Source organism: Falsiroseomonas sp. CW058, assembly GCF_050563535.1.
GTDB lineage: Bacteria > Pseudomonadota > Alphaproteobacteria > Acetobacterales > Acetobacteraceae > Falsiroseomonas.
In genome coordinates, this window is the sequence record NZ_JBNXUO010000049.1 from 1 (window position 1) to 26,125 (window position 26,125).

At 74.1% G+C, this 26,125-nt stretch carries 29 protein-coding genes, 1 tRNA gene and 1 pseudogene; 12 read left to right on the plus strand and 19 right to left on the minus strand.

Annotated elements, in window-relative coordinates:
* The 3 genes and pseudogenes from ACK8OX_RS23755 to ACK8OX_RS23765 form a co-directional block, all read right to left on the minus strand.
* Positions 1–466: pseudogene (locus ACK8OX_RS23755) on the minus strand (hypothetical protein); the annotation flags it as partial.
* 2 nt (positions 467–468) lie between these two features.
* Complete coding sequence (locus tag ACK8OX_RS23760) at positions 469–909, minus strand: ExbD/TolR family protein (protein ID WP_430666755.1); 441 nt, start codon at positions 907–909, stop codon at positions 469–471.
* A 4-nt stretch (positions 910–913) separates the two neighbouring features.
* On the minus strand, positions 914–1,570 hold the full coding sequence (locus ACK8OX_RS23765) for a MotA/TolQ/ExbB proton channel family protein (protein WP_430666756.1): 657 nt from the start codon (positions 1,568–1,570) through the stop codon (positions 914–916).
* 272 nt (positions 1,571–1,842) lie between these two features.
* On the opposite strand from ACK8OX_RS23765, the gene ACK8OX_RS23770 reads away from it, so the two are divergent.
* From ACK8OX_RS23770 to ACK8OX_RS23785, 4 genes are all read left to right on the plus strand, one after another.
* A complete protein-coding gene (locus ACK8OX_RS23770; protein ID WP_430666757.1) occupies positions 1,843–3,126 on the plus strand; it encodes an MFS transporter in 1,284 nt (427 codons plus the stop codon).
* Positions 3,127–3,195: 69 nt separating this feature from the next.
* Complete coding sequence (locus tag ACK8OX_RS23775) at positions 3,196–4,443, plus strand: Hsp70 family protein (RefSeq protein WP_430666759.1); 1,248 nt, start codon at positions 3,196–3,198, stop codon at positions 4,441–4,443.
* A 116-nt stretch (positions 4,444–4,559) separates the two neighbouring features.
* Positions 4,560–5,666, plus strand: a complete 1,107-nt coding sequence (locus ACK8OX_RS23780) for an NAD(P)/FAD-dependent oxidoreductase (RefSeq protein WP_430666760.1) — start codon at positions 4,560–4,562, stop codon at positions 5,664–5,666.
* 169 nt (positions 5,667–5,835) lie between these two features.
* Positions 5,836–6,828, plus strand: coding sequence for a DUF808 family protein (locus ACK8OX_RS23785; RefSeq protein WP_430666761.1), 993 nt, complete (start codon positions 5,836–5,838; stop codon positions 6,826–6,828).
* Positions 6,829–6,866: 38 nt separating this feature from the next.
* On the opposite strand, the gene ACK8OX_RS23790 is transcribed toward ACK8OX_RS23785, so the two are convergent.
* From ACK8OX_RS23790 to ACK8OX_RS23855, 14 genes are all read right to left on the minus strand, one after another.
* Positions 6,867–6,942, minus strand: a tRNA-Phe gene (locus tag ACK8OX_RS23790).
* Between the two features lie 82 nt (positions 6,943–7,024).
* Entirely contained in the window at positions 7,025–7,201 is a 177-nt protein-coding gene (gene yacG / locus ACK8OX_RS23795; protein ID WP_430666762.1) for a DNA gyrase inhibitor YacG, read from the minus strand.
* Complete coding sequence (locus tag ACK8OX_RS23800; RefSeq protein ID WP_430666763.1) at positions 7,198–8,331, minus strand: ribonuclease E/G; 1,134 nt, start codon at positions 8,329–8,331, stop codon at positions 7,198–7,200. Before ACK8OX_RS23800 ends, yacG begins: the two co-directional genes overlap by 4 nt.
* Before the next feature lie 10 nt (positions 8,332–8,341).
* Complete coding sequence (locus ACK8OX_RS23805; protein ID WP_430666764.1) at positions 8,342–8,935, minus strand: Maf family protein; 594 nt, start codon at positions 8,933–8,935, stop codon at positions 8,342–8,344.
* Positions 8,936–9,106: 171 nt separating this feature from the next.
* Positions 9,107–9,325, minus strand: coding sequence for a translation initiation factor IF-1 (gene infA, locus ACK8OX_RS23810; protein ID WP_026033499.1), 219 nt, complete (start codon positions 9,323–9,325; stop codon positions 9,107–9,109).
* Between the two features lie 174 nt (positions 9,326–9,499).
* Positions 9,500–10,789, minus strand: a complete 1,290-nt coding sequence (gene hisD, locus ACK8OX_RS23815; protein WP_430666766.1) for a histidinol dehydrogenase — start codon at positions 10,787–10,789, stop codon at positions 9,500–9,502.
* Positions 10,786–11,433 carry an ATP phosphoribosyltransferase gene (gene hisG / locus ACK8OX_RS23820; protein WP_430666783.1) on the minus strand — a complete coding sequence of 216 codons (648 nt, stop codon included), beginning with the start codon at positions 11,431–11,433 and terminating at the stop codon, positions 10,786–10,788. Before hisG ends, hisD begins: the two co-directional genes overlap by 4 nt.
* Positions 11,434–11,769: 336 nt before the next feature.
* On the minus strand, positions 11,770–12,534 hold the full coding sequence (locus tag ACK8OX_RS23825; RefSeq protein ID WP_430666767.1) for an NAD kinase: 765 nt from the start codon (positions 12,532–12,534) through the stop codon (positions 11,770–11,772).
* Positions 12,535–12,562: 28 nt separating this feature from the next.
* On the minus strand, positions 12,563–13,525 hold the full coding sequence (locus tag ACK8OX_RS23830) for a nitrilase-related carbon-nitrogen hydrolase (protein ID WP_430666768.1): 963 nt from the start codon (positions 13,523–13,525) through the stop codon (positions 12,563–12,565).
* A gap of 83 nt (positions 13,526–13,608) precedes the next feature.
* Complete coding sequence (locus ACK8OX_RS23835; protein ID WP_430666769.1) at positions 13,609–13,992, minus strand: hypothetical protein; 384 nt, start codon at positions 13,990–13,992, stop codon at positions 13,609–13,611.
* 64 nt (positions 13,993–14,056) lie between these two features.
* Positions 14,057–14,449, minus strand: coding sequence for a hypothetical protein (locus ACK8OX_RS23840; protein ID WP_430666770.1), 393 nt, complete (start codon positions 14,447–14,449; stop codon positions 14,057–14,059).
* Positions 14,450–14,459: 10 nt separating this feature from the next.
* Entirely contained in the window at positions 14,460–15,452 is a 993-nt protein-coding gene (gene moaA / locus ACK8OX_RS23845; protein ID WP_430666771.1) for a GTP 3',8-cyclase MoaA, read from the minus strand.
* Positions 15,453–15,573: 121 nt separating this feature from the next.
* Positions 15,574–16,329 carry a TSUP family transporter gene (locus ACK8OX_RS23850; protein WP_430666772.1) on the minus strand — a complete coding sequence of 252 codons (756 nt, stop codon included), beginning with the start codon at positions 16,327–16,329 and terminating at the stop codon, positions 15,574–15,576.
* Entirely contained in the window at positions 16,326–16,478 is a 153-nt protein-coding gene (locus ACK8OX_RS23855) for a DUF3553 domain-containing protein (RefSeq protein ID WP_430666784.1), read from the minus strand. Before ACK8OX_RS23855 ends, ACK8OX_RS23850 begins: the two co-directional genes overlap by 4 nt.
* A 137-nt stretch (positions 16,479–16,615) precedes the next feature.
* Here ACK8OX_RS23855 and ACK8OX_RS23860 point away from each other — a divergent pair, with 137 nt between their 5' ends.
* The 6 genes from ACK8OX_RS23860 to ACK8OX_RS23885 all read left to right on the plus strand — a co-directional run bounded on the left by ACK8OX_RS23860 (position 16,616) and on the right by ACK8OX_RS23885 (position 22,784).
* Positions 16,616–17,245, plus strand: a complete 630-nt coding sequence (locus ACK8OX_RS23860) for a histidine phosphotransferase family protein (RefSeq protein ID WP_430666773.1) — start codon at positions 16,616–16,618, stop codon at positions 17,243–17,245.
* A 97-nt stretch (positions 17,246–17,342) separates the two neighbouring features.
* Complete coding sequence (locus ACK8OX_RS23865) at positions 17,343–19,895, plus strand: chemotaxis protein CheW (RefSeq protein WP_430666774.1); 2,553 nt, start codon at positions 17,343–17,345, stop codon at positions 19,893–19,895.
* Between the two features lie 48 nt (positions 19,896–19,943).
* Complete coding sequence (locus ACK8OX_RS23870; protein WP_430666775.1) at positions 19,944–20,408, plus strand: chemotaxis protein CheW; 465 nt, start codon at positions 19,944–19,946, stop codon at positions 20,406–20,408.
* The gene (locus ACK8OX_RS23875) at positions 20,405–20,857 is read left to right on the plus strand and encodes a response regulator (RefSeq protein ID WP_430666776.1); all 453 of its coding nucleotides are present in this window, start codon (positions 20,405–20,407) and stop codon (positions 20,855–20,857) included. Before ACK8OX_RS23870 ends, ACK8OX_RS23875 begins: the two co-directional genes overlap by 4 nt.
* Entirely contained in the window at positions 20,854–21,972 is a 1,119-nt protein-coding gene (cheB, locus tag ACK8OX_RS23880) for a chemotaxis-specific protein-glutamate methyltransferase CheB (RefSeq protein ID WP_430666777.1), read from the plus strand. The genes ACK8OX_RS23875 and cheB overlap by 4 nt, the downstream gene beginning before the upstream one ends.
* The gene (locus ACK8OX_RS23885) at positions 21,969–22,784 is read left to right on the plus strand and encodes a CheR family methyltransferase (RefSeq protein WP_430666778.1); all 816 of its coding nucleotides are present in this window, start codon (positions 21,969–21,971) and stop codon (positions 22,782–22,784) included. The genes cheB and ACK8OX_RS23885 overlap by 4 nt, the downstream gene beginning before the upstream one ends.
* 194 nt (positions 22,785–22,978) lie before the next feature.
* On the opposite strand, the gene ACK8OX_RS23890 is transcribed toward ACK8OX_RS23885, so the two are convergent.
* On the minus strand, positions 22,979–23,653 hold the full coding sequence (locus ACK8OX_RS23890; RefSeq protein ID WP_430666779.1) for an RraA family protein: 675 nt from the start codon (positions 23,651–23,653) through the stop codon (positions 22,979–22,981).
* Positions 23,654–23,736: 83 nt separating this feature from the next.
* A complete protein-coding gene (gene ctrA / locus ACK8OX_RS23895; RefSeq protein WP_430666780.1) occupies positions 23,737–24,459 on the minus strand; it encodes a response regulator transcription factor CtrA in 723 nt (240 codons plus the stop codon).
* Positions 24,460–24,629: 170 nt separating this feature from the next.
* Between ctrA and ACK8OX_RS23900 the strand changes: the two genes are divergently transcribed.
* Both ACK8OX_RS23900 and ACK8OX_RS23905 read left to right on the plus strand, forming a co-directional pair.
* Positions 24,630–25,919, plus strand: a complete 1,290-nt coding sequence (locus ACK8OX_RS23900; RefSeq protein ID WP_430666781.1) for a FliI/YscN family ATPase — start codon at positions 24,630–24,632, stop codon at positions 25,917–25,919.
* On the plus strand, positions 25,906–26,125 hold a 220-nt coding region (locus ACK8OX_RS23905; RefSeq protein WP_430666782.1), incomplete at its 3' end, for a hypothetical protein. The genes ACK8OX_RS23900 and ACK8OX_RS23905, both read left to right, overlap by 14 nt.

Here is a 26,125-nt window from a genome sequence, read left to right on the forward strand (position 1 = left end):
GGGGGGGGGGGGGGCCCCCCCCCGCCCGGGGCGCCGCCGGGCGCGGGGCCGGCCGCGGCGGCGACGGTGCTGGCGGCGGTGGTGCAGGCGGCGGCTCTGGCGGTGGCGGCTCCGGCACGGGTTCGGGTGGCGGCTCGGGTGGCGGTGGCTCCGGCACGGGTTCGGATGGCGGCTCGGCCTCCACAGGGGACGGCTCGGGGGGAGGAGGGGCGGCCGGCGCCTCGGGCTGCGGCAGGGGCTCGGCGGCGGGGAGGATCGGCGGCTCCTCCGCCGGCGGCTCGGGCTGCAGGGCGAGCAGGGGGATCACCTCCGGCGCCGGTGGCTCGGCCGGGCGGCCCGGCGCGACCAGCGCGGCGGCGACGCCGCCATGCAGCGCCAGCGCCGCCAGCACGCCCAGCAGCCGCGCCCGGCTCCGCGGCGCCGCGCGCGGCGCCTGCCGCGACTCGATCCGCCAGACGCCTTCCACCTTCAGCGCCCGCCCGCCGGCGTCTCGCCCTCGGAGACCAGGGCGACACGGGTGATTCCGGCCGCGGCGACGCGGCCCATCACGCGCAACACCTCGCCATAGGGAACGGCGCGGTCGCCGCGCACATGCACGGTGACGGCGGTATCCGCCTCCCGCAGGGCGGCCAGGCGCGCGGGCAGGGCGGCTTCCGCCACCTCGTCGCGGTCGAGATGGATCGTGCCCTCCCGCGTCAGGGTCAGCATCACCGGGGGGCGCGGGTCGCTGCTGCGCGGCGCGGCGCTGCGCGGCAGGTCCACCTTGACGCCGGCCGTCATCATCGGCGCGGCCACCATGAAGACGATCAGCAGCACCAGCATCACATCGACCAGCGGCGTGACGTTGATCTCGGCGATCGGGGCCGCGTCGTCATCCTCCTCCGGCCCGTCGCCGCGCATCATCGCCATGGCGCTACGCCGCCGCGGCCGGCGTGGCGGCCTGGGGCGGGCGGGCGGACAGCCGCGCGCCGATGGCGCCGATCGCGGTCATGCCCTCCTGCCGCAGCCGCGCGAAGCGCAGGATCAGGCGGTTGTAGGCGATCACCGCGGGGATGGCGGCGAGGAGCCCGATCGCGGTGGCCAGCAGCGCCTCCGCGATGCCCGGCGCCACCACGGCCAGGCTGGTGTCATGCGCCTGGGCGATGCCCTGGAAGCTGCCCATGATGCCCCAGACCGTGCCGAACAGCCCGATGAAGGGCGCGACGGCGCCGGTGGTCGCGAGCAGCGGCAGCCCGCCCTGCACGCCCCTCAGCCCGGCCGAGAGCGCGTCGCGCATCGCGCGCTCGATCCGCTCGCGGTACTCCGCGCGGCTCTCGCCCGGGTCGCGGCCGCCCGACCATTCCCGCGCCGCGGCGCGCTGCACCTCCGCCGCCAGGCCCTCGCCCGCCGCCCCGCCTTCCGCGGCGGCAAGCCGCCGCATCTGCCGCGACAGCCGGCCGAGCAGGATCGCCTTCTCGATCGCGATGGCCCAGCAGGCGAGCGAGGCGAGCAGCAGCAGCGCCATGACGCCCTGCACCACGGGCCCCGCCTGCAGCACGAGCCCGAGGAGGGAGAGGTCGGGCGCGCTCATGCCGCGGCGGACCGGGGAGGGAGGGCAGCGGCGTGGGGGCGGAGCGGGGTCATCGGCCGGAAGGTCCTGCTTGGCGTCGGCGATCGGTTGGGCTTCGATGTGCAATTGCAAATCAGTCGCATCAGGAAAGCCGACCCGCGCGCCGGGCGCAAGACCCCCGCGCGCGGGCGCGCTGGGCGCCGCCGCCGCGCCGCGCTAGCCTCCGCGCGGACAGCCGGGCGCGAAGCCGCCGCCCGCGACCCTGCCGGGAGGAACTGGATGCGGGGCACCGCGTGAGCCTGACGCCGCGCGTCCCGCCGGGGGCGCCGCCCCGCCCGGCCATGCTGGCGCCCTTCCGCGTCCGCAGCTTCCGCTTCCAATGGCCCGCCGACCTCGCCACCTCCTGGGCGGCCGAGATGGAGGTCCTCGCGCTCGGCTGGTTCGTGCTGGCGGAGACGGGATCGGTTCTGCTGCTGGCGGTCTTCGCCTCCCTCCCGTTCCTCGGCACGCTGGTCGCGCCGGCCTTCGGCGTGGTGGGCGACCGGATCGGCCACCGCAACCTGCTCTGCGCGATGCGGGCGCTCTATCTCCTGCTGGCCTCGGTGCTGCTTGTCCTTGCCGCGACCGGGCTGCTCACCCCCGTCCATGCCTTCGCGGTGGCGGCGCTGGGCGGGGTGGTGCGCGCTTCCGACATGGGGCTGCGCAACGTCCTGATCAGCGAGACGATGCCGCCGGAGCGGCTGATGGGCGCGCTCGGCCTGTCCCGCATCACCGCCGATTCGGCGCGCGTCATCGGGCCGCTGGCGGGGGCGGGGATGGTCGCGGGGCTCGGCATGGCCTGGGCCTATGGGATGATCGTCGCGCTCTATGGCGCGAGCGTGCTGCTGACCCGCGGCGTCGCGCCGCGGCCGCGGCCGGCGGGACCGCCGGTGGCGCGGGCTTCGCCCTGGGGGGAGTTGCGGCAGGCGGCGCGGCTGGTGCGCGACACGCCGCCGCAGATGGCGGCGATGTGCCTCGCCTTCCTCATCAACCTGACGGCCTACCCCTTCGTGCTCGGCCTGCTGCCCTATGTCGCGCGGGAGGTGTACGGAAGCGGCCAGGCGGCGCTCGGCCTGCTCTCGGCCAGCGCCGCGCTCGGCTGCGTCGCCGCCGCGCTGCTGATCAGCCGGCTCGGCCAGGCGGTGCTGCCCGGGCGGGTGATGATGGCGGCGGCGCTGGCCTGGCATGCGCTGACCATCGCGCTCGGCCTCACCACCGGCATGGCGGGGGGCGTCGCGGTGCTGCTGCTGGCCGGGCTGGCGCAGGCCTTCTGCATCGTGCCGATGTCGGTGCTCCAGCTCCGCAACGCGCCGGCGGAGCTGCGCGGGCGGGTGATGGGGCTGCGGACGCTGGCGGTCTACGGCCTGCCGATCGGGCTGTGGATCGCGGGCCCGCTGATCGGGGCGCTCGGCTTCGCCGCGACCGCGACGCTGTACGGCGCGGTGGGGCTGGCGGGGACGCTGGCGATCCTGCTGCGCTGGCGCGCCCATCTCTGGCCCGCCGCCGCGCCGGCCAATGCCCCGCGCGAGTCCCCCTGACGCCGCGCTTGCCAAGCCGGCGCGGCCGGGCTTCAAGGCGCGCCCCCTTCCGGTCCTCCTCCCCCTCCCATGCGCCCCGCCATCGGCATCGACTTCGGCACCACCAACAGCGTGGTCGCCCTGCTGCGCCCCGACGGCACGGCGGCGACGCTGCGCCACGCGACGGGCGACGTCTTCCGCTCCGTCCTCTGCTTCTGGACCGGCGCGGGCGGCCGGACGCGCCACGCCGCCGGACCGGGCGCCATCGACGCCTATCTGGAGGACCCGCTCGAAAGCCGGCTCATCATGTCGATGAAGAGCTACCTGGCGCAGCGCAGCTTCACCGAGACGCGGATCTTCGGCGCGGCCTGGCGGCTGGAGGACCTGGTGGCGCTGTTCCTGCGGGAACTGCTGGCGCCCTTCCGCGCGGAGGTGGAGGGCGCGCGCGTGGTCGTCGGCCGCCCCGTGCGCTTCGTGGGCGACGCGGCCGACCACGACCTGGCGGAGCGCCGCCTGCGCGCCGCCTTCGCCGCCGCGGGCTTCGCCGAGCTGGAGGTGGCGCTGGAGCCCGCCGCGGCCGGGCACCGCTTCGCCGCCCGGCTGGACCGCCCCGCCACCGTGCTGGTCGCCGATTTCGGCGGCGGCACCAGCGACTTCTCCGTCCTGCGGTTCGAGCCGGGGCCGCCGCGGCGCGTCCTGCCGCTCGGCCATGCCGGGGTGGGCGTCGCGGGGGACGCCTTCGACTTCCGCATCATCGACCACGTCGTCTCGCCGCGGCTCGGCAAGGGGGATGGCTACGGGGTGATGGGCAAAACCATGCCCGTGCCGGTCGGTTGGTACGCCAGCTTCGCGCGCTGGCACCTGCTGTCGCTGATGCGGGCGCCGCGCGTGCTGCGCGACATCGCGCAGGTGGCGCGCACCGCCGACCATCCGGAGCGGCTGCACCACCTGATCGCGCTGGTGGAGGAGGAAGCGGGCTACGCGCTGTACCGCGCCGTCTCCGGCGTGAAGGCGGCGCTGTCGACCGCCGAATCCGCCGTGCTCGACTTCGCCCATGCCGGCTTCGCGATGCGCGCCGCCATCGGCCGCGCCGAGTTCGAATCCTGGATCGCCCCGGAACTGGCGCGGATCGGCGCGGCGGTGGATGCGGCGCTGGCCGATGCGGGTCTGGCGGCGGGGCAGGTGGACCGCGTCTTCCTGACCGGCGGCACCTCCCTCGTCCCCGCGGTGCGGGGGGTCTTCGCAACACGTTTCGGCGAGGAAAGGCTCGTGGCGGGTGGCGAGTTCGTCTCGGTGGCGGAGGGGCTGGCGCTGATGGCCGGGGCCGCGGATGCGTGACCGCGGCCGGGGGGCTGCCGTGCCTCCGGCTTGCCGCTAGATACGCAACGGGCGGGGTGCCGCCTGGAAAGCAACGGGCGGGCGTCGCCGGGCGCGGCGGAGCTGGAGGGAACGGCGTGGACGAGGTGGATGCGGTGGTGGTGGGCGCGGGCGTCGTCGGGCTCGCCGTGGCGCGCGCCCTTGCCCTTGCCGGGCGCGAGGTCCTGGTGCTGGACGCGGCGGAGGGCATCGGCACCGGCACCTCCTCGCGCAACAGCGAGGTGATCCATGCCGGCATCTACTATCCCGCCGGCAGCCTCATCGCGCGGAGCTGCGTGGCCGGCAAGCACATGCTCTACGACTTCTGCCGCAGCCGCGGCGTGCCGCACCGCAATTGCGGCAAGCTGATCGTCGCGACGAACGAGGAGGAGGCCGGGCGGCTGGAAGGCATCCGCCAGCGCGCTGCCGCCAACGGCGTGGACGACCTGCGCCCCCTGACCGCGGCCGAGGCGCAGGCGATGGAGCCCGCGCTGCGCTGCACCGCCGCGCTGCACTCCCCCTCCACCGGCATCGTCGACAGCCATGCCTACATGCTGGCCCTGCAGGGCGAGGCGGAGAATGCCGGCGCGCTGTTCGTCTTCCACGCGCCGGTCGAAGGCGGGCGCGCGACCGGGGAGGGGATCGAGCTCCGCATCGGCGGGGCGGAGCCGATGGCGCTGCGCTGCCGCCTGCTGGTGAACAGCGCCGGCCTGCACGCGCCGGCCCTGGCCCGCGGGATCGAGGGGATGCCGGCGGCGCATGTCCCGCCCGCCTACTACGCCAAGGGCAACTACTTCACCCTCGCGGGCCGCGCGCCCTTCACCCGCTTGATCTACCCGGTGCCGGTGCCAGGCGGCCTCGGCACCCATGTCACCATCGACATGGGCGGGCAGGTGAAGTTCGGGCCCGACGTGGAATGGGTGGACCGCATCGACTACGAGGTCGACCCCCGCCGCGCCGAAGGATTCTACGCCGCCATCCGCCGCTACTGGCCGGACCTGCCGGACGGTGCGCTCACCCCCGGCTATTCGGGCATCCGGCCGAAGATCGTGGCCCCCGGCGCACCGGCGCAGGACTTCGTGGTGCAGGGGCCCTCCGCGCATGGCGTGGCCGGCCTGGTGAACCTGTTCGGGATCGAGAGCCCGGGCCTCACCGCCTCCCTCGCGCTCGCGGAACACGTCCTCCGCGTCTCGGCGGAGGCGTAGGGCGGGGGCCGGCCAGCCCCGGCTTCGGCAGCTTCGCGGGTTCCGCGGCTGACAAGCTCGCGTGCAGGTGATCCGGGCGGCCCGCCGCGGGTTGAAGGCGGTGATCGCCATCCCCGGACCACGGCACTCGCCCTGGCCCGGTGCACCCGAAGCATGAGGCAGCCCCCGCATGAGCACCGGTCTCCTGGCCCTCCTCGACGACGTCATCGGCATCGCCAAGGTGGCGGCGGCGTCGGTGGACGACGTGGCCGCCCAGGCCGCCAAGGCAGGCGCCAAGGCGGCCGGCGTGGTGATCGACGACGCCGCCGTCACGCCCCGCTACGTGGTCGGCTTCGAGGCTGCGCGCGAACTGCCGATCGTGCAGCGGATCGCGCTCGGCTCGCTCCGCAACAAGCTGCTGTTCCTGCTGCCTGCGGCGCTGCTGCTGAGCGCCTTCGCGCCCTGGCTGATCACGCCGCTGCTCGTGCTGGGCGGCGCCTTCCTCTGCTACGAGGGGGCGGAGAAGATCTACGAGGCGATCGCCCCCCACGCCGCCCATGCGCATGAGGCGAAAGCCGGTCTCGCCCCCGCGGACCCGCAGGCGCTGGAGGATGCGAAGGTGGCCGGCGCCATCCGCACCGACTTCATCCTCTCGGGCGAGATCATGGCCATCACGCTGGCCTCGGCGACCGAAAGCTCGCTGCTGATGCAGGGGGTGATCCTGGCGGTGGTGGGCATCGGCATCACGGTGGTCGTCTATGGCGCGGTGGCGCTGATCGTGAAGGCGGATGACGCGGGCCTGGCGCTGGCCCGCAGCGGGTCGGGCGGGCTGCGCGGCCTCGGCCGCGCCATCGTGGCCGGGATGCCGCCCTTCCTGCGCCTGCTCGGCATCGTTGGCACCGCGGCGATGCTGTGGGTGGGCGGCGGCATCATCCTGCACGGGCTGGAGGAGTTCGGCCTCGACGCCCCTGCGCATCTCGTCCACGACCTGGCGGAGCATGCCGGCCATGCCGTGGCGGCGGCGGGCGGCGCGGTGGGCTGGCTGGTGGGCGCGGCGGCGTCGGGCGCCTTCGGCCTGCTGGTCGGCGCCGCCATCATCCCGCTGGTCTCGACCGTCATCGGCCCAGCCGCCCAGGCCATCCGCCGCGCGCTGCCGGCCAGGGCGGGCCACAGGCAGGCGTGAACGGGGGGGTGATCGGGATCGGTCGGGAATTTCGGGAATGGTGCCCAGGGCCGGAATCGAACCAGCGACACTGCGATTTTCAGTCGCATGCTCTACCAACTGAGCTACCTGGGCGCCCATGCGGAGGGCCGGCGGACCGGCCCGGTAGAGGCCGCGGGTGATAGCGGATGATGCCGGGGCTGTCCACCCACCCCTGCTATTCTTCCTCGCGCATCTCCTCCGGACCGGCCGGGATGGCATAGTCGCCCTTCAGCCAGCGGCCGAGATCCACCTGCGCGCAGCGGTCGGAGCAGAAGCGGCGGCCCGCCTGCTCCAGCGGCTTCGCGCAGATCGGGCAGCGGCGCGGCGGGCGGGGCTTCGGTGTGGTGCTCATGCGGCATCCTCGATCGACTCGCGCCCCGGGGGCAGGGCCGGGTCGGGCCGCAGCGACAGCGCGCGCCCGGCGCCGGCCCGGAACGCCTCCAACGCGCCATCCAGCGCCTCGACCGCCGCCAGCACGACCGGCGCGGCGCGGAGCGCGAGCGGCCGGCCCGGCATCGCCGCGGCCTCCCGCGCGGCGCGGCGCAGCGCGGCCAAGCCGTGGGTGAGGGGGGAGGGAGGCGCGCCGATCACCTCGTGCAGCGGCGGATGCACCCGGCTGCGGCGGATCTCGAACAGGCCGAGCCTGGTCAGCCCCAGCAGTTCCGGGCGCAGCGGGTCCGCGGCCAGGGCGGCGGCCAGCGGCGCCGCCAGCGCCTCGCGCCGCTTCGCCGTGAGGCCCGCGACGTCGAGCAGGATGGCGCCCGCCAGGTTCCGCAGGCGGATCTGGCGCGCGGCCTCCGCCACCGCCGCCTCGTTCAGCCGCAGCGTCGCGCCCGCATCGCCCTGGCCCGCGCCGCTGCCGGCATCGACATCGATGGCGGTCAGCGCGGCGACGGGCTGCACCAGCAGCCGCCCGCCGCCGGGCAAGGGCACCTCGGGCCCGGCCAGCGCCTCGAACTCCGCCTCCAGCGCGTCGTCGAAGGCGCCGGCGCGGTCGAGCCGCACGCGGTCGGCGCCCAGGGATGCGCGCAGCCGCGCCGCCTCCGCCGCGTCATCGACGACGACCATGGCGGCCCTGGCCGCGGCGGCGAAGCGCAGCGCGGCATCGGGGCCGCGGCGGACCAGCGCGACGCCCCCGCCCGCCGCCGCCGCGCGCTCGGGCTCGGCCAGCCGGGCGGTCACGCGCGGGCCCTTGCCGCCCTGGGCGGCGCGGGTGACGCGGACGGGCAGGATCGCGCCGTCCTGCACCGCGCGGCGGTCCGGTGCCTCGCTGTCCGGCAGGAAGCCGGTGCTGCCGTCACCGAGCAGCAGGAAGGCGCCGGACATCGGCCTGGCGATGGCGGTGACACGGCCGCGATGCAGGTCGCCCACCCCGTCGGGGCGGGCAGGACGCTCGATCGCGGCGAGGTGCAGGCGGCCGTCCCGCAGCAGCGCCACGCGGCGCTCCCCGGGCGAGACGGCGATGCGGAGGCTGTCCGTCACCGCCCGGCGCCTAGGGCCGCAGCCAGCCCGCGCCCCGCAGCAGCTGCGCCGTCTCGAACAGCGGAAGTCCGACCACGTTGGAATGGCTGCCGGACAGGAAGCGCACGAAGACCTCGGCCCGCTTCTGGATCTGGTAGCCGCCCGCGACGCCGCGCCATTCGCCGAGTGCGAGGAAATCCGCGACCTGCGCCTCTGTCAGGCGCTGGAAGCCCAGGATGGTGGTGACCAGCCGTTCCGACCGCCGGCCATCCGGGCGGATCAGGCAGACCCCGGTCATCACGCGGTGGCGGCGGCCGGAGATGAGTTCGAGGAAGCGCCGCGCCTCCGCCTCGTCCGCCGGCTTGCCGAGGATGCGGCGCCCGACGCCCACCACCGTATCGGCCGCCAGCACCAGCGCGCCGGGCGCCTGCGCGGCCGCCGCTTCCGCCTTTCCACGGGCGAGGCGGGCGGCAAGCTGGCGCGGAAGTTCCGCCTTGCGCGGGGTCTCGTCGATCTCGGTGGGCAGCACGCGGTCGGGCACGACGCCGATCCGCGCCAGCAGGTCCAGCCGCCGCGGGCTGGCGGAAGCCAGCACGAGGGGCGGGCGGGGCGGGGGTGTCGTCATTCTGTCCTCAACGAAGGCCGCGCCCGGCTCCGGCGAATCGCGCCGGCATCCCGCCGGGCGCAGGTCATCCCGGTGCCGGGGCGCGCGGCTCCCGCCCGGCGCGGTGGCCGTGGGAGGGGCGGCGGGCCGGGTCCGGGCGGCGCCGATGCGCCGCGGGAAGGCGGCCCGGTCCTACTTGAAGCGGAAGGTGATGCGGCCCTTGGTCAGGTCGTAGGGCGTCATCTCGACATTCACGCGGTCCCCCGCGAGGACGCGGATGCGGTTCTTGCGCATCTTCCCGCTGGTATGGGCCAGGACCATGTGGTCGTTGTCGAGCTTCACGCGGAACATCGCGTTGGGCAGCAGCTCGACCACCTGGCCGCTGAACTCGATCATGTCCTCTTTCGACATGAGGCTCCTTCTATGTGACGCGGCCTGCCGCGCCGCCCCGGGGGGTGGGGCGTGCAGACAGGACGCAATAATCGGATTCGCGCCGGAACATGAGCGTGCCGGCCCGCCGGGTCAAGCAGAGGGCGGATTCGCGCCCCGGGCAAGGCCCGCCGGCACCGCGGCCGCCCGCGCGGATCAGGCGTCCAGCCTGGCGGAGATGCTGAGGCCGTGGGCGTCCAGCCCCTCGGCCCTGGCCAGTTCCACCGCCGCCGGCCCGATCGCGCGCAGCCCTTCCTCCTCCGCCTCGACCCAGGTCGTGCGCTTCAGGAAGTCGAACACCGACAGGCCGGAGGCGAAGCGCGCCGTCCGCCCGGTGGGCAGGACGTGGTTCGGCCCGGCGACGTAGTCGCCCACCGCCTCGGGGCACCAGCGGCCGAGGAAGGCGGCGCCGGCATGGCGGATGCGGCCGAGCAGGTCGCGCGCCCCCGGCACCATGATCTGCAGATGCTCCGGCGCCAGGCGGTTGGTCAGCGCCGCCGCTTCCTCCCAGTCGCGCACCAGGATCACCGCGCCATGCGCCGCCCAGGACGCGCCGGCGATGGCCGCGCGCGGCAGGGTGGCGAGTTCCGCGGCCACGGCCGCCGCCACGCGGTCGGCGAAGGCCGCATCGTCGGTGACCAGGACGGACTGCGCGGCCTCGTCATGCTCGGCCTGCGCCAGCAGGTCGAGCGCGACATGGCGCGGGTCGTTCGACCCATCGGCGATCACCACCACCTCCGACGGGCCGGCGATGGAATCGATGCCGACGCGGCCGAAGACCTGGCGCTTCGCTTCCGCGACATAGGCATTGCCGGGGCCGACCACCCGGTCCACCGGCGCGATGCCCTCCGTCCCCCAGGCCAGCGCGGCCACCGCCTGCGCGCCGCCGATGCGCCAGACCTCCTCCACCCCGCACAGCGCGGCCGCGGCGAGAACCAGCGGGTTCAGCATCCCGTCCGGCGTCGGCACGCAGATGGCGATGCGCCCGACGCCCGCCGCCCTCGCCGGCAGCGCGTTCATCAGCACCGAGGAGGGGTAGGCCGCCTTGCCGCCCGGAACGTAGAGCCCGACCGCGTCCAGCGCCGTCCAGCGCATCCCCGTACGGATGCCCGCCTCCTCGCGCTCCAGGTCGCGCGGCAGCTGCGCGCGGTGGAAGGCCTCGATCCGGCCGGCCGCGAGTTCCAGCGCGGCGCGCTGCGCCCCCGGCACGGCGGCCGATGCGGCGGCGATCTCGGCCGGCGTGACGCGGAGCGCGGTGGCGGAGGAGGGGCGCCAGCGGTCGAAGCGGGCGGTGAGGTCGAGCAGCGCGGCGTCGCCGCGGGCGCGCACCTCCGCTATGATGGCGGCCACCGCCGCATCGACCCTGGCCGTCGTCTCCCGCGCGTCGTCGAGCAGGGCGCGGAACGCGGCCTCGAATCCCGGGTCGGTCGTGTCCAGGCGCTTCACCGCGCGTCCCTCTCCGCCAATGCCGCCCGGAAGCGGGCGATCCAGGCCGCGATCACCTCCGGCCGCGTCTTCAGTGCCGTCCGGTTGACGATCAGGCGGGAGGTGACGTTGGCGATCACCTCCGTCTCCACCAGGCCGTTCGCCTTCAGCGTCGATCCCGTTTGCACCAGGTCCACGATCAGCCGCGAGAGGCCGAGCGAGGGGGCGAGTTCCATCGCGCCGTTCAGGTGGACCACCTCCGCCTGCACGCCCTTCTGGGCGAAGTGGCGGCGCGCGATGGCGGGATACTTGGTCGCCACCGTCACCCGCGACCACCCCGCGATGTCGTCCCCGCCCGCGCGGTCCGCCGGTTCCGCGACCGAGACGCGGCAGCGCCCGATGCCGAGGTCGAGCGGCGCGTAGATCTGGTCGTAGTCGAATTCCATCAGCACGTCAGCGCCGCAGACGCCGATCTGCGCGGCCCCGTGCGCGACGAAGGTGGCCACGTCGAAGCTGCGGACCCGCACGACGTCGAGCGTCGGGTGGTTCGTCTCGAAGCGCAGGCGGCGGCTGCCCTCGTCGGCGAAGTCGGCCGCCGGCTCGATCCCGGCGCGGGCGAGCAGGGGGGCGAGTTCCGACAGGATGCGGCCCTTGGGCAGCGCCATCACCAGCGTGCCGCCGGCCTCCGCGGGGGTCGAGGGGTCGGCGGGGAAGGTGTCCGAAGCGAGCGGTTCCATGGTCCGGCCTGTCACCGTGCGGCGGGGGCCGTCACCACGGTTGGATGGCGCCCCTGTGGAGCACCGGGGCGGGGGGTGCGGATGGCACCCGCCGCCGCCCCCGTCAACCCGGCGGGGGCGGGGTGGGGTGCGGCCAGCCCGGCCCGTCACGGCGGAAGGCGCCCGGCGGGGCGCCCGCGCGCAGGGCAACCGCCGGGCCAGGCGGGACAGCGCGTCGGCGCGGAGGCAAGCCGCCGGAGGCGGCGCCCGCCGTCTGAGGACAACCTATACCGTGAACTGTTCCGCCAGGATGCGCTCGCTCAGCCCGTGGTCGGGGTCGAACAGCAGCGTCAGGGCGACGCTGCGGTCCTCCCGCACCTCCACGCGGCGGACGTCGCGCACCTCGGTGTAGTCGGCCACGGCTGCGACCGGGCGCTTGTCGGGCTCCAGCACCTCGAACACCACCTGCGCCTCGGCCGGCAGCAGCGCGCCGCGCCAGCGGCGGGGGCGGAAGGCGCTGATCGGCGTCAGCGGCAACAGGTTCGCGCCGAGCGGCACGATCGGGCCATGGGCCGACAGGTTGTAGGCGGTGCTGCCGGCAGGCGTGCTGACCAGGATGCCGTCGCAGATCAGTTCCTTCAGCCGTTCCTTGCCGTCCACCAGGATGCGGATCTTGGCGGCCTGCCGCGTCTCCCGCAGCAGCGACACCTCGTTGATGGCCAGCGCGTCGGTCGCCTCCGCCCGGGCGGTGAAGGCCTTCATCCGCAGCGGGTGCAGCGTGGCGGCCTGCGCGGCGGACAGGCGTTCGGGCAGGCCGTCCTCGCGGAAGTCGTTCATCAGGAAGCCGACGCTGCCGCAATTCATGCCATAGACCGGCAGGTTGCGGCCGAGCAGGCGGTGCTGCGTCTCCAGCATCATCCCGTCGCCGCCGAGCGCGACCACCACCTCCGCCCGGTCGAGCGGCGCCGCGCCGTAGCGCGCGGCCAGCGCGTCCTGCGCGGCGCGGGCCACTTCGGTCGGCGCGGCGAGGAAGGCGATGCGGTTGGTCACGCGCCCGCGCCGCTGCGGGGTCGCCCCGTCACGGCGCGTCCCCGCTTCTCGCGGCCAACCCCTCCACGCGCCTCGCGGCCAACTCCTCCACGCGCCTTGCGGCCAACTCCTCCACGCGCCTGGCGGCCAATTCCTCCACGCGCCTTGCGGCCAACTCCTCCACGCGCCTGGCGGCGCGATGCTCCAGCACCGGCATGTCCCGCCGCACCCGCGCCGTGACGGCCGGGTCGATCCGTGCCGTCGCCCAGCCCGTCCCGTCGCTGCACTTCGCCACCACATGCCCCCAAGGGTCCGCCACCAGCGAATGGCCATAGACCTGCCGCGTCGCGCCGCGTTCCTCGTAGCCGCCCCAGGACGCAGCAGCGACGATCCAGCACTGCGTCTCGATCGCGCGCGCCCGCAGCAGCACCTCCCAGTGGTCCTTGCCGGTCTGGAGGGTGAAGTTGGACGGCACCAGGATGGCGTCCGCCCCCATCTGCCGCAGCGCCACATACTGCTCGGCGAAGCGCATGTCGTAGCAGACGGTCAGGCCCCAGCGCAGGCCGCCGGCCTCCACGCAGACCAGCCCGGTCCCGGCGCCGTACAGCGCGCTCTCGCGGTATCCCGTGCCGTCGGGGGCGGTGATGTCGAACAGGTGGATCTTGCGGTACCGCGCGATCTCGCGCCCCTCGGGGTCGAACATCAGCGAGGTGTTGAACAGCTTCTCCCCGCCCGCCTCGATGATCGAGCCGCCATGGACGTGGATGCGGTTGGCGCGCGCGACCTCGCGCAGGAACTCATAGGCCGCGCCGCCCGTGCACCCCGGCTCCGGCAGGGTCTCGGCCGCCGAGAAGCGGGCGTCGCGCCCGCCGCCGAGATTGGTCCAGGTCTCCGGCAGGCTGACCATGTCGGGGCGGTCAGCGGCGAGCGCGCCTTCGATCAGCCGGCGCGCCTGGTCGATGTTGGCGGCCTTGTCCGAGCCCTGGTTCATCTGGACGATGGCGACGCGCATGCAGGGCGGGCTCCGGCAGGGTGGCCCGCGATCAAGCCTTGCGCGCGCGGGGGGGGCAAGCCCCCGGCCCGCGCGCAGGCGCGTCAGCTTGCGATCAGGCCGCCATTGGTGACGGTGATGCGGCTGGCGCGGCAGACATTCACGCCCCGCAGCTCCGCCGCGCGGCCATTGGTCCAGACCACGCGGAAATCGTAACTGCCCGTATTGGCCGCGCGGTAGTTCACCAGCCGCCCCGGCGGCAGCACGGAACTGCCGAGCTGGTCGTTGCCCCAGCCCGAGAGGCTGGAATGGCTGAAATACAACCGCTCCACCGTCGCGGAGGAGCTGTTGACGACCTGGAAGGAGGTGTCGCACCCCGTGGCCTGGGCGGGCACCACCACCACGCGCTGGGCGGGTTCCTGGCAGGCGGCGAGGAGAAGGGCGGAGGCGGCCGTCAGGCCCTTCGTGACGATGCGGCGTGCAGGCATGGGCGGCCCCGGCGTTGCGATGCGAGTCCGGAACAGAATAGGGGCCTCAAGTCGTGCCGCGCAACTAGCGTGGCGGGCGAGGCCACTCGATCCGCGGCTCGGCGCGCCCGCCGCGGCCGTCGGGCCAGGCCGCGGGGGGCGGGATGGGCGGCATGGCGCGGGGCGGCGGCTCCGGCTCGGCGCGGCGGGGGCCCAGGGCGGGCGGCTCCGCCCAGTCCTCCTCCACCGGAGGGCGGCGGCGTCCCGGCTCCGGCAGGCGCAGCGCGAGGGTGCGGAGTTCGGTCTGGATCTCGTCGAGCTGGGTCTCGATCGCTTCCAGGCGCCCTTTCACGCCGAAGACGCTGAAGGGCATCAGCAGATAGGCGAGCCCGACCAGCAGCAGCACCACCAGCAGCACCAGGCCCGTCCATTCGGGCAGTCCGGGGATGGTGAGCGTCGCCGCGATCTCCTGGAGCATCGGCGCGCGCCTAGCCGCCCGTCACGCTCATGTGGCGGGCGACGGCGGGTGTCTTGCGGCTGCGGTCTATCACGAAATCGTGTCCCTTCGGCTTGCGGGAGATCGCCTCCAGGATCGCCTCCTGCAACCCTGCCTCGTCGAGCGTGGGGTCCCGCAGGGGGCGGCGCAGGTCGGCGGCGTCGTCCTGGCCGAGGCACATGTACAGCGTCCCCGTGCAGGTCAGCCGCACACGGTTGCAGGATTCGCAGAAATTGTGGGTGAGGGGCGTGATGAAGCCGATCCGCCGCCCCGTCTCGCGCACCGTGTAATAGCGCGCCGGCCCTCCGGTCCGGTAGTCGCTGTCCTCCAGCGTCCAGTTCTCCCGCAGGCGGGTGCGGACGGTGGACAGCGGCAGGTACTGGTCCGTCCGGTCGCCGCCGATCTCGCCGAGCGGCATGGTCTCGATCAGGCAGAGGTCGAAACCATGCTCGCCGCACCAGGCCAGCATCCGGTCGAATTCGTGCTCGTTCACGCCCTTCAGCGCGACGGCGTTGATCTTAATGGCCAGCCCCGCCGCCTTGGCCGCGAAGATGCCGTCCAGCGTCTGGTCGATCTTCCCCCAGCGGGTGACAGCGGTGAAGGTGGCGGGGTCGAGCGTGTCGAGCGAGACGTTGATGCGCCGGACGCCGGCCGAGTACAGATCGTCCGCCATCTTCACCAGCTGGGTGCCGTTGGTGGTGACCGTCAGCTCCTTCAGCCCGCCCGTCCCGATCCGGTCGCCGAGGCTGCGGAACAGGCTGATGACGTTCTTGCGCACCAGCGGCTCCCCGCCCGTCAGGCGGATCTTCTCGACGCCGAGGCCGATGAAGGCGCCGCAGAGCCGGTCCAGCTCCTCCAGCGTCAGCACCTCGGCCTTCGGGAGGAAGGTCATGTCCTCCGACATGCAGTAGACGCAGCGGAGGTCGCAGCGGTCGGTGACCGACACGCGCAGGTAGCTGACCCGCCGGCCGAACGGATCGATCATCGCAGTCTGGCCCCCGATCATTCGCTGGCTGGCGCCCCGGATGCGGGCGGCGCAGGGGGGATTTGGTCCACCGCACCCCCCGAGCGCAAGCCCCCTTCCGGCCGGGGCGGCGCGGCGGCGGTCAGGCCAGCAGCGTGACCGTGCCGGTGGTGACCAGGAAGACCAGCGCCAGGCGGCGGTACAGCCGCTCCGGCACCACATGGAACAGCCGCGCGCCGATCGGCACCGCCACCAGCATAACCGGCAGCAGCAGCGCCACCTTCACCATGGACGACCACCCATAGAGCCCGGCGACCGCCGGCGGGATGACGGAGATCACCGCGATGGTAGCGAAGAACAGGATGAGGTTGGCGCGGTGGCGCTTCGCCTCCTCCGGCCCCGCCAGGAGGTACAGGATCACCGGCGGCCCGCTCATCCCCGTCGCGCCCTTCAGCAGCCCGGCGAGCGAGCCGACCGCGACGTTGAGCCCGAGCGGGCGGGACCCGTGGTAGCGCCAGCCCGACAGCAGCAACAGACCGAAGACCAGCACGAAGCCGCCGATGAAGCGGCGCAGCAGGTCCTGGTCGGCGGTCAGCAGGATGAAGGCGCCGACCGGCGTCATCACGCAGGCCGCGGCGCCGATCGGCAGGATCACCCGCGCATCCGCCTGCTTCAGCGCCTTCGGCAGCAGCTGCATGGACACGAACAGCTCCATCAGCAGCATCACCGGGATGCCGATTCGCGGCCCCCAGATCACCGAATAGGCCGGCGCCAGCAGCACCGCCGTGCCGAAGCCCGAATAGCCCCGCATCACGCCCGAGATCGCGGTGACCACCACCGCCGCCCAGAGCCGCCAGTCCCCCAGCAGCGCGACGGCTTCCACGCCCAGGCCGCTCACCGGCCCTCCTCCACGGATTCCAGCCGGCTTTGCGCCCGCAGGATCATGACCTTCCCGGCATTCTCGAAATTCACGGTGATGCGGTCCCCGGCGACGGACTGCACCTGGCCTTCGCCCCAGTCCGGGCGGTCGGGCAGGCGCACGCGCATTCCTGGAAAAAAGTCGTTCGTCACCGCGGCTGGTTACCTTTGTTTACACCTTCGCGACTAGCCTGCCGGCCCGGCCCTGGCCCCGTGCCCGGCGTCTGCGCCCCGATGGCGGCCCCCGGCCGCAGTGGAGATGTTTCATGCTGCCAGAGAAGCTGGCCCTGGCCCAGGCGGTCTGCACGCGGCTCTGCCACGACCTCGGCGGCGCCGTCGGCGCCCTTGCCGCCGCGATCGAGCTGATGGAGTCCGAATCCCGCGGCCCGCGCGACGCGGATGACGCGGCCGGCGTCGCCCATGATGCGGTGCGGGTGATCGACCGCCGCCTTCGCTTCCTGCGCGCCGCCATCGGCGGCTGCGGCGACTGCGGGCGGGACGAGATCGCCCAGCTGGCCGAGGGGTTGACCCTCGGCCGCCGCGCGACGGTCGACACGGGCGGGCTCGCGCCCGGCCTGCAACTCCACCCGGCCGCGGCGCAGTCGCTGCTGCTCGCGACCTGGGTCGGGATGGAGGCGCTGCCCCGCGGCGGCGTGGTCCGGCTGGCGGGGGAGGGGGCGGAACGGCTGACCGTCTGGCCCGACGGCCCGGGCGCCGCCTGGCCCGCCGGGCTGGCCGCCGCGCTGGCGGGCGACCCGCCGGCCCCGTCGCCGCGCGGCATCGCGCCGGTGCTGCTGGCCCTGGTCGCGGCCGCCGGGCGCGTCCGGCTCGACCTGCTGTTCGGCCCTTCGGGCGGCGCGGCGCCGCTGATGCTGGTGGCCACGCCCACAGCGTGACGCCGGGGCGGAGGGACGCAAGAAGACCCCCCGCCATTTACCGTTTCTTCTTCGCGATGGGGCAGCCTCCGCCGGACACCGACCCGCCGGAGGCCCCATGGACGACCTCATCGCCGACTTCCTGGCCGAGACGCATGAAGGGCTGGCCGCGCTCGATGTCGCGCTGGTGAGGCTCGAGAAGGCCCCGGACGACCGGCCGACCCTGTCCGAGATCTTCCGCGCGGTCCACACCATCAAGGGCACCTGCGGCTTCCTCGGCCTGTCCCGGCTGGAGGCGGTCGCCCATGCGGCGGAGAACATCCTCGGCCTCTACCGCGACGGCGCGATGGAGGTGACGCCGGCCGGCGTCACGCTGGTGCTGCGCGCGCTCGACCGCATCAAGGAGATCGTGGCGGGGCTGGAAGCCGGGGGCAGCGAGCCGCCGGGCGACGACACCGCCCTGATCGCCGATCTCGACGCCGCGGCGCATGGGCCTGCGCCCGCCGCCACCCCGCAGGCCGTGCCCGCGCCCGCCATCGCGCCGCCCGAGCCAGCGCCCGCCGCCGCGCCGACCCCGCCGGCGGCCGAGGCGCCGGCCGCCGAGGCGGCGCCGGGCGGCGTCGCGCCGCCGCAGAGCATCCGCGTCGCGGTGGACGTGCTGGAGGACCTGATGATGCTGGTCAGCGAACTGGTGCTGACCCGCAACCAGCTGATGCAGCTGGCCCGCGCACGCGGCGACGGCGCCTATACCGTGCCGCTGCAGCGCCTGTCGCACATCACGTCGGACCTGCAGGACGGGGTGATGAAGACGCGCATGCAGCCCATCGGCAATGCCTGGCAGAAGCTGCCCCGCCTGGTGCGAGACCTGGCGCACGAACTCGGCAAGCGGATCGAGCTCGACATGCGCGGCGCCGAGACGGAGCTGGACCGGCAGGTGCTGGAGCTGATCAAGGACCCGCTGACCCACATGGTCCGCAACAGCGCCGACCACGGGCTGGAATCCACCGAGGACCGCCGCCGCGCCGGCAAGCCGGAAACCGGGCGCATCACGCTGAACGCCTATCACGAGGGCGGGCACATCCTCATCGAGATCGCCGATGACGGTAAGGGCCTGGACACCGCGCGCATCCGCGCCAAGGCGCTGGCGCAGGGCCTGGCGGGAGAGGCCGAGCTGGCGGCGATGAGCGACCGGGAGGTCCACCGCTTCATCTTCCGCGCAGGCCTGTCGACGGCGCAGGCCGTCACCGCCGTGTCCGGCCGCGGCGTCGGCATGGATGTGGTGAAGACGAATGTCGAGCGCATCGGCGGCACCATCGACGTCGCCTCGACCCTCGGCCGCGGCACCACTTTCACCATCAAGATCCCGCTCACCCTCGCCATCGTCTCGGCCCTCGTGGTGGAGGTGGCGGGCGAACGCTTCGCCATCCCGCAGATCGGCGTGCTGGAACTGGTGCGCGTCGGCGGCGGGTCCGGCGCGCGGGTGGAGCGGATCAAGGACGCGCCGGTGCTGCGCCTGCGCGACCGCCTGCTGCCGCTGGTTTCGCTGGCCGAGGTGCTGGGGCTGGAGCCCCCGCTCGCCGCGGCGGAGGCCGAGCCCGCGGCGCGCTTCGTCGTTGTCACGCAGGTCGGGCCGAACGTGTTCGGCATCATCGTCGACCGGCTCTACGACACGGAGGAGATCGTGGTGAAGCCGGTGCCGCCGATCCTGCGCCACATCGGCATGTTCACCGGCAACACGATCCTGGGCGACGGCAGCGTCATCATGATCCTCGACCCGAACGGCATCGCCCGCGCCACCGGCGTCGCGCAGGAAGCCGGGCAGCGGGCGGCCGAGGCGCAGGCGGGCCGCGGGCTGCGGTCCGGCGACCGGACGGCGCTGCTGCTGTTCCGCGCCGGCGACGGCACGCCGAAGGCGGTGCCGCTCGGCCTCGTCGCGCGGCTCGACGACATCCCGGCGGAGCGGATCGAGTACAGCGCCGGCCAGCCGGTGGTGCAGTACCGCGGGCAGCTCATGCCGCTGGTCTCCATGTCCGGCCATGGTGCGCCGGAGCCGGGGGAGAATGGCCGCCAGACCGTGCTGGTCTTCAGCGAGAGGGAGCGCAGCCTCGGCCTGATGGTGGACGCCATCCTCGACGTGGTGGAGGAGGGGCTGGAGGTGAAGACCGGCCAGGGCCGGCCCGGCTTCCTCGGCACCGCCGTCGTCGCGGGCAAGGTGACGGAGGTGGTGGACACCGCCTGGTGGCTGCGCCAGGCGGGCGGCGACTGGTTCCGCTCCCCCGCCGCGCAGCAGCGCCGGCGGCTGCTGGTGGTGGAGGACAGCGCCTTCTTCCGCGAACTCGTCGTCCCCGCGCTCGCGGCCGATGGCTACGAGGTCGTGGCGGTGGAAGCGCCGGCCCAGGCGCTCCGCCTGCGGGAGCAGGGGGCGGAGTTCGACGCCATCATCTCCGACATCGAGATGCCGGGGATGGACGGCTACGCCTTCGCCCGCACGCTGCGGGAAGGCGGCGCCTGGGCGGGGCTGCCGATCGTGGCGCTGAGCGGCCGGGCGGAGCCGGAGCACGTCGCCCGCGGCCGCGCCGCCGGCTTCAGCGACTATGTCGCGAAATACGACCGGGAAGCCCTGCTGGAGAGCCTGCGCGGCTGCTTCGACCTGGCGGCCGCCGCCGCCTGACCGGCGCCGCGCCCCACCCCCGCGACCCAGGCGAGAGGACCGCCACCCATGCGCACCCAGACCATCCATGCCGCCATCGCCGAGGCGGAACTGTTCCTGACCCTCGCCGTCGCCGGCCAGCTCTGCGGGGTGCCCGTGCTCGTCGTGCGGGACGTGCTCGGCCCGCAGAGCATCACCCGCATCCCGCTCGCGCCGTCCGAGATCGCGGGCGCGATGAACCTGCGCGGGCGGATCGTCACCGCCGTCGATCTCCGCCGCCGGCTGGGCCTGCCCGCGCGGGCGCGCGACGCGCAGCCGATGAGCATCGTGGTGGAGCTGGGGGGGGAGCTCTACTCGATGCTGGCCGACACGGTGGGGGAGGTGGTGCCGCTTCGCGCCGCGGACTGCGCGCCGAACCCGCCGACCCTCGATCCGCTCTGGCGCGAGATCTCCCGCGGGGTTCATCGGCGGGACGGTCAGCTTCTGGTAATGCTCGACGTGGATCGTGTGCTCGCAATCGGAGGCGAGCGGTGAGCGAGTCCAACCCCCTCCGGTCGGGCTCCTCCCGGCCGGACCCCATCCAGCCGGCCCCCGCCGCGCCGGGCCGCGACTGCCTGGTCGTCGACGACAGCCGCATGGTGCGCAAGGTGGCGCGGAAGTTCATGGAGGGCTTCGGCTATTCCGTGCGCGAGGCCGAGGACGGCGCGCGCGCGCTGGAGGCCTGCCGCGATTCGCTGCCCGACCTGGTGCTGCTGGACTGGAACATGCCGGTGCTGGACGGCATCGGCTTCCTGCGCGCGGCGCGCGCCGAATACGGCCGCGACCGGCCGGTGGTGATGCTCTGCACCACCGAGAACACGCAGGAGAAGATCCTGATGGCGCTGGAGGCCGGCGCCCAGGAATACGTGATGAAGCCCTTCGACGCGGCCATCCTTGGCGACAAGCTCGTCCAGCTCGGCCTGCGGGAGGCGGAGGCGCAGTGAGCTTTTCCACGACGGCGGCGGCCAGGACGGCCACCGCCACGGGCGCGCCGGTGCGCGTGATGATCTGCGACGACAGCGCGCTGGCCCGCAGCGCGATCGGCCGGCTGCTCGGCGCCGATGCCGGGCTGAGGCTGGTGGCGCAGGCGAAGAACGGGCGCGAGGCGCTGGACCTGCTGGCCGCCATGCCCGCGGCGGAGCGCCCGCAGGTGGTGCTGCTCGACCTCGAGATGCCGGTGATGGACGGGATGACGGCGCTGCCGCTGATCCTGAAGGCGCATCCGGGCCTGGCCGTGATCGTGGCCAGCGCGCTGAGCCAGCGCGGCGCCGCGGCCACCATGCAGGCGCTGGCGGCCGGCGCCGTCGACTACGTCCCGAAACCCTCCGCCGCATCGGGCGGCATCGCGGACCCGCGCTTCCGCGAGGACCTGATCGCCAAGGTGAAGGGCTGGGCGCGGATGCGCCGGGGCGGGGCCGCGCCGGCGCCCGCCTTCGCGCCGCGCGCGCCGGCAGCGCCGCTGCGGCTGGTGGGTGGCCGGCCGCGGCTGGTCGCGCTCGGCAGTTCCACCGGCGGCCCGCAGGCGCTGGCCGCGCTGGTCGCGAAGCTGGACCGCCCGCTGGCCGCGCCGGTGGTGGCGGTGCAGCACATGCCGGCGGGCTTCACCGGGATGCTGGCCGAACATCTCGGCCGGCAGGGCAGGCTGCGCTGCGCCGAGGCACGGGACGGGGAACCGCTGCTGCCCGGCCGCTTCTACCTTGCCCCCGGCGACCGCCACCTGCTGGTGAAGGAGACGCCGGCCGGGCTTCTCGCGCAGCTGTCCGACGCGCCGCCCGAGAATTTCTGCCGCCCCGCGGTGGACCCGATGCTGCGCAGCGTGGCCGCGACCTGCGGCGGGCGCGCGGTGGTCGCGATCCTGACCGGGATGGGCCAGGACGGCCTGGCGGGGTGTCGGGAACTGGCGAAGGCCGGCGCGCTGGTGCTGGCGCAGGACGAGGCGAGTTCCGTCGTGTGGGGCATGCCGGGTGCGGTGGCCAAGGCGGGGATCGCCGCCGCGGTGGTGCCGGTCGAGGAGATCGCGGCACGGATCACCGCCGCCGCTGCGGAGGGAAGCCGATGAACGCCGATACCTTCGGGGAGATCTCCGGCCTGGTGCGGCGCCGCGCCGGCATCGTGCTGACGCCCGACAAGAACTACCTGCTCGAAACCCGGCTCGGCCCCGTGCTGCAGCGTTTCGGGCTGCCGACGCTCGACGCGCTGGGCGCGCGGCTGAAATCCATGCCCGGCGAGGCGATGGAACGCGCGGTGGTGGAGGCGCTGACCACGCATGAGAGCAGCTTCTTCCGCGACGGCAAGCCCTTCGAGCACCTGGCGCGGCTGCTGCCGAAGCTGGCGGCCACGCGCCCGGCGGGGCAGCCGCTCCGCATCTGGTCGGCCGCCTGTTCCACCGGGCAGGAACCCTATTCCATCGCGATGCTGGCCGCCGACACGCTGCCGGGAAGGCGGGTGGAGATCCTGGCGACCGACATCTCGCGCGAGGTGCTGGAACGCGCGAAGGAGGGCTGCTTCACCCAGTTCGAGGTGCAGCGCGGGCTGCCGATCCGCAGCCTGATGAAGCATTTCAAGCAGGACGGCCCGCGCTGGCGCGTGGCCGCGGAGCTGCGCGCGATGGTGCGCTTCGAGGAGCGCAACCTGCTGGCCGACCTTGCCGCCGTCGGCAAGTTCGACGCGATCTTCTGCCGCAACGTGCTGATCTACTTCGACGCGCCCACCAAGACACGGGTGCTGGAGGCGCTGGGGCGGCAGCTGGTGCCGGACGGCGTGCTCTATCTCGGCGGGGCGGAGACGGTGATCGGGCTCACCGACCGGCTGTTGCCGGTGCTGGGGGAACGGGGGGTCTACGCCCCCGCCGCGCGCCGCGCCGCGGCATGAGCGAGGCGCCGGGGGCAGCCATCGCCCCCGGCGCCGTGTCTGTCATACCCGGCTCGTCAAGTACTCACCTGCGGCGGGCGGTGCCCGCCGAGCCGCCGAATGGCGGCCGCGGCAGGTGCTGCGAAGCCAAGGCCGGCGGATGCCGGCCGCCGGCGTCTGAGGATGAAGTGCGTCAGCACTTCATGAGCCAAGTATCAGACGCCCTCGCAGCCCAGGCGCCTCAGCGTCGCGTCCACCCAGGCGCGGTCGACCGTGCCGGCCTCGATCGCGGCCATCTGCCTGGTCTCGGCCGCGTGCTTCGCCTCGGCGGCTGCGAGCACCGCTTCGATGTCGGCGCGCGGCACGCAGAGCACGCCGTCATCGTCGCCCAGCACCAGGTCGCCCGGCGCGATGGCCATGCCGCCGATGGCGATCGGCACGTTGATCTCGCCCGGGCCGTCCTTGTAGGGGCCGCGATGGGTGACGCCGGCGGCGTAGACCGGGAAGGGGCTTGCGCGCAGTGCGGCCGCGTCGCGGATCGCGCCGTTGATGACGATGCCGCCGAGCTTGCGGCGGACCATCTGCGCCTGCATCAGCTCGCCAATGATGGCGTTGGTCAGGTCGCCGCCGGCATCGACGACGACCACATCCCCTTCCTGTGCGATGTCGATGGCCTTGTGGACCATCAGGTTGTCGCCCGGACGGGTCCGGACCGTGAAGGCCGGGCCGGCCATGGCGCCGCCGGCATGCATGGGGCGCAGTGAGGCGCCGGCCGCGAAGATGCGGGACATGCAGTCGCTGACATTCGCGACCGGGACGGCCCGGTAGCGGGCGAGGATCGCGGGGGCGATCCCTGGCCCGCGTGGCATGATGCGGAATCCGGCGGGCATTGGCTTCTCCTGTGCGCTGGGCCGGCGCACCGGGAAGCACGGATCGCGGCGGCGGACAATCCGCCGTGGCGGCCGGCGCGTCGTCACGCCGCGGCGTGCTGTTCCGGGCCGGGGCCGGCGAAGCGGATGCCGCCATTCGGGTCGCGCAGCACGTAGCCGCGGCCCCAGACGGTGCCGATCAGCTCCGCCGCGCCGGCCTGGGCCAGCTTCTTGCGGAGCTTGCAGATGAAGACGTCGATGATCTTCACCTCCGGCTCGTCCATGCCGCCATAGAGGTGGTTCAGGAAGGCCTCCTTGGTCAGCACCACGCCCTTCCGCAGCGTCAGCAGTTCCAGCACGGCGTATTCCTTGCCGGTGAGGTGGACGCTGCGCCCTTCCACCAGCACCTCGCGCGAGCCGAGGTTGAGGGTGAGGGGGCCGACGGAGAGGGTGGGCTGGCTGAAGCCCTTGGCGCGGCGGACGATGGCCTGGATGCGCGCCACCAGTTCCTGCTGGTCGAAGGGCTTGGTGATGTAGTCGTCCGCGCCCATGCCGAAGCCGCGGATCTTGGCCTGCGGGCGGGTGAGGCCGGACAGGATCAGCACCGGCGTCTCGATCCGCGCGGCGCGGAGCTTCCGGACGACCTCATAGCCCTCCATGTCGGGGAGCATGAGGTCGAGCACGACGATGTCGTAGTCGTAGAGCCGCGCGAGCTCCAGCGCCTCCTCTCCCGTGTCGGCTGTGTCCACGATCATCGACGCGCCCTTCAGGGCGAGCGTGATGCCGCGGGCGACAATCGTATCATCTTCAACCAAAAGGACACGCATTGCACCTCTCCATACAGCCTGTGCGTGCATAGATAACAGGACCGGGGGCGAAGTGAAGGGGTTTTTCACGAAAAAACCCTACAGATGCGGCCCAGCGGAATGGTTAACGGGAAATGTTGCAAGAAATGCGACCTGTCTCGATGCGCGATCGAAGCCGGGCGGCGTGTGACATGCTCGCCGGGGTTGCATCCGTCTCGGCCGAGACCCGCCTCCTCGCCGCCGGCCCCTCGGGCTTCCGCCTTGCCGCCCCGCGGCCCGCCGCCGCGGTCGGGGACCGGCTCCGACTGCCGGATGGCGGGGTTGCCGAGGTCGTCGCGGTCGAGGCGGAGGAATGTCGTGCCCTGGCGTTCCACGGGCGGCCGCGCGCCCGGCCCGGCGACAGGGTCGCGCTGCTGCCCGATTCCGGCCTGCGGGTTGCCGATGGATGGCTCGGCCGCGTGCTGGATCCGCTCGGCACCCCGCTCGATGGCGGCGGGCCGCTGCCACGCGGCCGCATCCCGCGTGACCCGCGCGCGCCGCCGCCCGATCCCGGCACGCGCAACCGGCTCGGGCCCGCCATCGGGCTCGGCGTCCGTGCGCTCGACCTGTTCTGCACCCTGCGCGAGGGCCAGCGGCTTGGTCTGTTCGCCGCCTCCGGCATCGGCAAGTCCACGCTGCTCGCCATGCTCGCCGGCGCGCCGGGCTTCGATGTGACCGTGCTCGGCCTGGTCGGCGAACGCGGGCGAGAGCTTCGCGAGTTCATCGAGGACGATCTCGGCCCCGACCGCCTGGCGCGGTCCGTGGTGGTCTGCGCCACCTCCGACGCCGCCGCGCCGATGCGCCGCGAAGCCGCCTACGCCGCCATGGCGGTGGCCGAGCATTTCCGCGATGCCGGCCGGCGCGTGCTGCTGCTGCTCGATTCCGTCACCCGCTTCGCGCTCGCCTGCCGCGAGATCGGGCTTGCGGCCGGTGAGCCGCCGGCGACCCGCGGCCACCCGCCGGGCACCTTCGCCGAACTGCCGCGGCTGCTGGAACGCGCGGGCCCGGGGCCGGCGGGCTGCGCGGGCTCCGTCACGCTGCTCGCCACCGTGCTGGTCGAGGGCGACGACCATGACGAGCCCATCGCGGACGCGGTGCGCGGCATCCTCGATGGCCATGTCGTGCTCGATCGTGGCATCGCGGAGGCCGGGCGCTATCCGGCGGTGGATGTGCTGCGCAGCCTGTCGCGCAGCGTGCCGGGCTGCCTGGCGCCGGCGCAGGCCGGGCTGATGCGCCAGGCGCGGCGCATCCTGGCCCTCCAGGCGGAAATGGCGGAACTCGTGCGGCTCGGCGCCTATCGCCCCGGCACCGACCCGGCGGTGGATGAGGCGCTGCGCCTCGGCCCGCGGATCGAGGCGCTGCTGCACCAGGGCCGGGGCGAGGCGACGCCGCTGAAGGAGGCCTTCGCACGGCTGGAGGAGGCGCTGCATGCCCCGGCGTGACCCCCTGCCGGTGCTGGCCCGGGTCCGGGCGATCAAGCTCGACGCCGCGCGGCGGGTGATGGCCGCCGCCGAGGCGGAGGTCGCGCGAATCCTCGTGGCGCGGCAGGCCCTGGAGGACACCCGCCGCGCCGAGGCCGCCACTGCCCCTGCGGCCGGATACGCGGCGTGGCGGCCGGCGGCAGCCGCCGCAGGGCAGGCGCTGGCGC

Bases quoted from the DNA above. Each gene is read 5' to 3' on its own strand.
- ACK8OX_RS23805 (WP_430666764.1), bottom strand. From the start codon at position 8,935: ATGACGACACCCCCGCCCCGCCCGCCCCTCGTGCTGGCTTCCGCCAGC.
- ctrA (WP_430666780.1), bottom strand. From the start codon at position 24,459: ATGCGTGTCCTTTTGGTTGAAGATGATACGATTGTCGCCCGCGGCATC.
- ACK8OX_RS23870 (WP_430666775.1), top strand. From the start codon at position 19,944: ATGCGCACCCAGACCATCCATGCCGCCATCGCCGAGGCGGAACTGTTC.
- ACK8OX_RS23835 (WP_430666769.1), bottom strand. From the start codon at position 13,992: ATGCCTGCACGCCGCATCGTCACGAAGGGCCTGACGGCCGCCTCCGCC.
- moaA (WP_430666771.1), bottom strand. From the start codon at position 15,452: ATGATCGATCCGTTCGGCCGGCGGGTCAGCTACCTGCGCGTGTCGGTC.
- ACK8OX_RS23890 (WP_430666779.1), bottom strand. From the start codon at position 23,653: ATGCCCGCCGGATTCCGCATCATGCCACGCGGGCCAGGGATCGCCCCC.
- ACK8OX_RS23900 (WP_430666781.1), top strand. From the start codon at position 24,630: ATGCTCGCCGGGGTTGCATCCGTCTCGGCCGAGACCCGCCTCCTCGCC.
- ACK8OX_RS23760 (WP_430666755.1), bottom strand. From the start codon at position 909: ATGGCGATGATGCGCGGCGACGGGCCGGAGGAGGATGACGACGCGGCC.
- yacG (WP_430666762.1), bottom strand. From the start codon at position 7,201: ATGAGCACCACACCGAAGCCCCGCCCGCCGCGCCGCTGCCCGATCTGC.
- ACK8OX_RS23785 (WP_430666761.1), top strand. From the start codon at position 5,836: ATGAGCACCGGTCTCCTGGCCCTCCTCGACGACGTCATCGGCATCGCC.
- infA (WP_026033499.1), bottom strand. From the start codon at position 9,325: ATGTCGAAAGAGGACATGATCGAGTTCAGCGGCCAGGTGGTCGAGCTG.
- ACK8OX_RS23860 (WP_430666773.1), top strand. From the start codon at position 16,616: ATGCTGCCAGAGAAGCTGGCCCTGGCCCAGGCGGTCTGCACGCGGCTC.
- ACK8OX_RS23840 (WP_430666770.1), bottom strand. From the start codon at position 14,449: ATGCTCCAGGAGATCGCGGCGACGCTCACCATCCCCGGACTGCCCGAA.
- ACK8OX_RS23775 (WP_430666759.1), top strand. From the start codon at position 3,196: ATGCGCCCCGCCATCGGCATCGACTTCGGCACCACCAACAGCGTGGTC.
- hisG (WP_430666783.1), bottom strand. From the start codon at position 11,433: ATGGCGCTGCCCAAGGGCCGCATCCTGTCGGAACTCGCCCCCCTGCTC.
- ACK8OX_RS23855 (WP_430666784.1), bottom strand. From the start codon at position 16,478: ATGCGCGTGCGCCTGCCCGACCGCCCGGACTGGGGCGAAGGCCAGGTG.
- ACK8OX_RS23765 (WP_430666756.1), bottom strand. From the start codon at position 1,570: ATGAGCGCGCCCGACCTCTCCCTCCTCGGGCTCGTGCTGCAGGCGGGG.
- ACK8OX_RS23830 (WP_430666768.1), bottom strand. From the start codon at position 13,525: ATGCGCGTCGCCATCGTCCAGATGAACCAGGGCTCGGACAAGGCCGCC.
- ACK8OX_RS23865 (WP_430666774.1), top strand. From the start codon at position 17,343: ATGGACGACCTCATCGCCGACTTCCTGGCCGAGACGCATGAAGGGCTG.
- ACK8OX_RS23885 (WP_430666778.1), top strand. From the start codon at position 21,969: ATGAACGCCGATACCTTCGGGGAGATCTCCGGCCTGGTGCGGCGCCGC.